The 5,160-nt window shown below is 74.5% G+C and carries 4 protein-coding genes, 1 tRNA gene and 1 pseudogene; 1 reads left to right on the forward strand and 5 read right to left on the reverse strand.

Annotated features, from left to right (window positions below):
- Positions 1-366 (reverse strand): annotated as a pseudogene (locus D8M29_RS08190) (LytR family transcriptional regulator); the annotation flags it as partial.
- Positions 367-369: 3 nt separating this feature from the next.
- Positions 370-714, reverse strand: a complete 345-nt coding sequence (locus tag D8M29_RS08195) for a DUF3263 domain-containing protein (protein ID WP_205805498.1) — start codon at positions 712-714, stop codon at positions 370-372.
- A 36-nt stretch (positions 715-750) separates the two neighbouring features.
- On the opposite strand from D8M29_RS08195, the gene D8M29_RS08200 reads away from it, so the two are divergent.
- Positions 751-1,428: a uracil-DNA glycosylase gene (locus D8M29_RS08200; protein WP_078025820.1), complete on the forward strand. Its 678-nt coding sequence runs from the start codon at positions 751-753 to the stop codon at positions 1,426-1,428.
- A gap of 13 nt (positions 1,429-1,441) precedes the next feature.
- Here D8M29_RS08200 and D8M29_RS08205 read toward each other — a convergent pair whose 3' ends face one another.
- From D8M29_RS08205 to D8M29_RS08215, 3 genes are all read right to left on the reverse strand, one after another.
- Positions 1,442-3,352 carry a threonine/serine exporter ThrE family protein gene (locus tag D8M29_RS08205; protein ID WP_127445896.1) on the reverse strand — a complete coding sequence of 637 codons (1,911 nt, stop codon included), beginning with the start codon at positions 3,350-3,352 and terminating at the stop codon, positions 1,442-1,444.
- 166 nt (positions 3,353-3,518) lie between these two features.
- A tRNA-Val gene (locus D8M29_RS08210) sits at positions 3,519-3,592 on the reverse strand.
- A 200-nt stretch (positions 3,593-3,792) separates the two neighbouring features.
- The coding region (locus D8M29_RS08215; RefSeq protein WP_238693357.1) for a S8 family peptidase at positions 3,793-5,160 on the reverse strand (1,368 nt) is incomplete at its 5' end.

Consider the following 5,160-nt stretch of genomic DNA (forward strand, 5'->3'; position numbering starts at 1 on the left):
TCCGTCCGAGGACGCCTCCGCCGCGTCCTCGGACGGGGTGGCGGACTCGGTCGCGGACGCAGTCGACGCCGACGCGGAGGACGCCGAGGAGGACACGGACGACGCCGACGTCGACGGCGCGGCAGCCGGGGCCGTCGTCGAGCTCTCGGCGGCGACGGGCTCGGAGCGGTCGCCGGTGAGCCACGGCAGGACGACGCCCACGAACAGGCCGGCGAGCAGGACGAGGCCGGCCACCCAGAGCAGCGGGCTCAGGCGGCGACCCCCGCCCGTGGCGGTCGCGCCGGCGACGGCGAAGGACTCGCGGTGCGCGCCGCGCTGGTCCGTGTACTCGGGGACCTCGTCGAAGCGGTCGGGCTGGTAGGCCATGGGTCAGTTCTCCTGGCGGGAAGCGGGCGTGGACGGCGCCGGATCCGCGGGCCCCCTCCGGGCCCGGCTGCGGGTGCCGCGCTTGCGCAGCAGCCGCGTGACCAGCAGGGGTCGGTAGGCCAGGGCGGCCTCACGGTCCAGCAATCCGTTCAACACCTGATAATAGGCGGTCGGAGACAGCCCCAGACGCTCACGGACGGCGTGGTCCTTGGCCCCGCCGTACCGCCAGGTGGCGGCCTCCAGGTCCAGGACCGCACGCTCCAGGTCCGTCAGCTCGTCCCGCCGCGCCCGCGCGCGGGCACCCTCGTCCGGGGCCGGATCGGGCGAGACGGGCGTGGGGTGGGACATGGCGGCCACTGTACCCACCCGGTCTACCCTCGGGGCATGGAGTTCATCGCGCCCCTGGATCCGGGCTGGGAGGCGGCCCTCGCCCCGCAGGCCGCCGCGTTCGAGCAGGTCGGCGAGCGGCTGCGGGCCCGCCGGGCGGGCGGAGAGCAGGTGCTGCCCGCACCGGAGCACATCCTGCGGGCGTTCCGCCAGTCGTTCGCGGACGTCCGCGTCCTCGTGCTGGGCCAGGACCCCTACCCGACGCCGGGCCATCCGATCGGCCTGAGCTTCGCGGTGGACCGCCACGTGAGGCCGCTGCCCCGCTCCCTGGCCAACATCCACCGGGAGCTGCACGACGACCTCGGCATCACCCCGCCCGCCCACGGCGACCTCTCCGCGTGGACGGACCAGGGCGTGCTGCTGCTGAACCGCGCCCTCAGCGTGCGGGCCGGCGCACCCGGCAGCCACCGCGGCCTCGGCTGGGAGCAGATCACGGAGGCCGCGGTGCGGGCCCTCTGCGCGCGCGGCACCCCGCTCGTGGGGCTGCTGTGGGGAGCCGACGCGCGGCGCATGGCGCCGCTGCTGACGGCGGCGGGGGCCGGCGTCGTGGAGTCCCCGCATCCCTCGCCCCTGAGCGCCCACCGCGGGTTCTTCGGCTCCCGGCCGTTCAGCCGGGTGAACCGGCTCCTCGAGGCGGCCGGCGCGGCCCCGGTGGACTGGCGCCTGCCCGACTGAGCCGGGCCGCCGGTCAGCCGCGCTGGTGCATCACGAGCTCGGTGGGCAGCAGCGTGCCCATCCGGTCGGTGATCGGCTTGGCCAGGGTGTTGCCGAAGGCGACGCCGGCCGCGATCGCCACGACGATGACCGCGGCGTTGAACAGTCCCTCGACGCCCAGCAGCGTGGCCCCGGTCTCCACGGTGAACCCGTAGACGGACCGGAACATGGTGAGTCCGGGAAGCAGGAACAGCATGGACGGCAGGACGATCACGAGCGCCGGGGCTGCGAGCCGCTGGGCCACCAGGCGGCCGAGGAACCCGACCGCCGCCGCGGCGACCGCGGGCACCAGCCGGTCGCTGACCCCGACCTGCTGCGCGGCCAGGTACGCGCCGAAGCCGGCCCCGGACACGAGACCGCAGGCCAGGATCTGCGGCCACCGCGACTGCTCCACCACCGCGTCCGCCATGCCCGCGGCCATCACGAGGCCCAGCAGCAGCAGCGGCGGATAGCTCAGCGTCCCCGCCTCGGCCAGGTCCAGCTGTTCGAATCCCAGGAGATCCCCTATGCCCACGGCGATCATGATCCCGGCCATCACGCCGGCGAACACGAGCAGCGCGGAGAGGAAGCGGCCCGCGGCGGTCACCGGGAAGCCGTGGATGGCGTCCTGCACCGCGGTGACGAACCTCGCCGTGGGCAGGAGCATCATGATGCCGCCGGCGATCACCAGCGCCGGGTTGACCGGCAGGTCGAGGGCGTGGGCCATCAGCGCGATCACCGTGGCCGTGATCGCCCCGAACATCGTGGAGAAGATCTCCGGGAAGCGCGCCTTGTCCGCCTGGACCTTGAGCCAGAAGACCAGCCAGGTGGAGACCATGCCCAGGGCCGCGCCCGTCCAGGTCCCGCCGATGAACGGCACGAAGCAGGCCACGAACACGCCGGAGAAGAGGACCTCGAAGACGGCGGGGAACGGCTTGGGCTGATGCCGGATCTCCACGAGCCGGCGCTGGGCCTCGGCCCGGTCCACCTCGCCCGCGGCGATCTCCTCGACGAGCCGGTGGACGGCCACGAGCCCCTCGAAGTTCACCGAGGACGAGCGGACCACCCGCTGGAGGGTGAACGGGGCCTCGCCGCGTGAGGAGTCGGGCGCGTAGTTCAGGGAGATGGACTGGTTGGTCAGGTCCACCTCGGTCTCGAGGATCCCGTAGGCCTGCGTGGCCACGATGATCGAGGTCTCCACGTCCAGCGAGGCCGCGCCGAAGCTGAACATCGTCTCGCCCAGCTTGAGCGCGAAGTCCAGGGTGGTGCGGGCCTCGAGGGCCTGCGCCTCCGCGCGACGCTGCTGCAGCGTGGAGCGCATGCGGCGCCCATACGGCGAGGAGTGCAGGCGGTCGGCCAGCACGAGCGCCTGCGTCGGCAGGTTCTCGACGAAGACCTCACGGGAGCGCCGGCCCCGCCGACGCCCGCGCTTCTCGGGCGGGCCCACGGGGACCACCGGGTCCGGGACGGTGATGTCCGGCGCGGGGATCACGTCCGGAGCGGGCAGGGCGCCGTCGGCGTCCGCGGGGGCCAGGACGGAGGTGGGCACCTGCTCGGACAGCGGCGGCTCGGTCAGGGGCGCGTCCGCGGCCGGTTCCGGCAGCGTCTCCGCCTCCGGCTCTGCCGGCTCCTCCGGCTCCGGCTCCGGATCGGCGGCGGCGGGTCGGACCACGGGCGGCCGCGGCTCCGTCGCCCCGACGGCGCCCGCGGCCGCGGCCGGGTGGGCCGACTCCGCCGGGTCGAGGTCGAGCAGGCCGGGGTCCTCCGGGTCGATCGCGAGGTCGCCGACAGCGGCGGCGTCCTCGGCGCCGGCCGGGCGCAGCACGGGGATGAGCGTGGGGACGGCCGGGGGCTCCGCGATGCGGGGGTCGAACCGCGCCGGCTCCTGGGTGCCCTCCTGCTCCATGCGGCTCACCCTCTCCTTCCGTATGCGGGCGCTGGACGCGCCACGGCGGTGGGCCGAGCCCCGCCGACGCGTCCATCCAACCACGCCGACACCTCCCCCGCCGGGGCCTTCGGCACCGCGGCCCGGGGATGCGAAAGGGCCCTCCCGGAGGAGGGCCCTGCTGCGGTGGATCTTACTGGACTCGAACCAGCGACCTCTCGCGTGTGAAGCGAACGCTCTAACCAACTGAGCTAAAGATCCGGGCGTCGCCCCATGGGGGTGACAACTCGAAGAACGATACCTCAGGCGGCGTCGCCTGTCCACCCGGGCGACGGCCGCCCCGCGCACGGCGGAGCGGCCGTCGAGAGCCGACGAGCACGTCAGGCGTCGGTCAGCGTGGCGCCGGGCTCGAAACCGCCCTGGGCGACCAACGAGGCCCCGGCGCCCGGAGCGGGCCCCGGTCAGGAGCTGCCGCCGAGGGAGGAGACCGCCCTGGTGGCGTCCGCCAGACCGGCGCCGCAGCCTGCGTAGCAGGTCACCGGCATGGACCGGGCCGTGGACGTGAGGGTGGACTCGACCTGGGCCGGGGTGAGGCTCGGCTGCTCGGCCAGCAGCAGGGCGGCCAGGCCCGCGACGTGCGGGGTGGCCATCGAGGTGCCGTTGTAGGCGGCGTGGCCGGCCGTCGTCGGGGTGGTGGCGCCGTTGTTCACGGTCGAGATGATGTTCGCCCCCGGAGCGGTCACGTCCACGGCGGAGCCGTAGTTCGAGAACGAGGCGCGGGCGCCCTGCGAGGTGGAGGCGGCCACCACGACGGTGTTCTGGCAGTTGGCCGGGCGCACATTGGCGGCGGGCTGGTTCTCGTTGCCCGCGGCCACGACGACGGGCACGCCGCGGGAGACGGCCGCGTTGATCGCGTTCTGGTAGGTGGTGCCGCACATGCCGGAGCCACCGAGGGACATGTTGATGACGTCCGCCGGGTTCGGGTTGGCCGGCACGCCCGCCACCGTGCCGCCGGCAGCCCACACGACCGCGTCGGCGATGTCGGACAGCGAGCCGCCGCACTTGCCGAGCACGCGGATCGGCTGGACCTTCGCGTTCGGCGCCACACCGACGACGCCCTGGGAGTCGGCCACGGCCGCGACGGTGCCCGCCACGTGGGTGCCGTGCCACGAGGAGTCGGAGGCACCGGCGGTGCCGCACTCGCCGGCGGCGTACCAGTCGCCCTCGTCACGCGGATTGGAGTCGCGGCCACCGCCGTCGCGCGCCGCCGCGCTGTCGGAGATGAAGTCGTAGCCGGGCACGACGTTGCGGTCGAGATCCGGGTGGGAGGTGATGCCGGTGTCGATGACGGCCACGGTCGCACCGGAGCCCGTCGTGCGATCCCACGCCCCGGGGACCCGCATGCCGTGGCTGCCGGTGAAGCCCCACTGCTGCGAGTAGAGGGCGTCCACGGGGCTCAGGCCGGTGGCGGTGAGGATGGCGTCCGGCTCCACGGCCTCGACCGCCCCGGAGGCCTTCAGGTCGGCCATGAACTTCGCGGACTCGGCCTGATCCAGCTTGCGGTCCGCCGTGATCACGCGGGAGCCGAGCGCGGTCTCACGCAGCTCCTTCACGGAGACTCCGGCCTCCTTCGCGGCCTTGCCCCAGGCGTTCGCGCGGCCCTTCGCGTGGGCATTGGCGGCGGTCTCCTTGTAGGTGACGATGAAGGAGTCGTAGCCGTCGGCGTTCGGGTCCTCGGCCTGCGCCGCCGCCAGGGGTGAGGCGGCGGTCGGGCTGGCTGCGGGTGCGGCGGGGGCGCCGCCGGAGGGGGCCGCGAGCGCGGGGGACGA

The sequence above is a fragment of the Micrococcus sp. HSID17227 genome (assembly GCF_003989405.1).
In the GTDB taxonomy this organism is placed as follows: Bacteria; Actinomycetota; Actinomycetes; order Actinomycetales; family Micrococcaceae; genus Micrococcus; species Micrococcus luteus.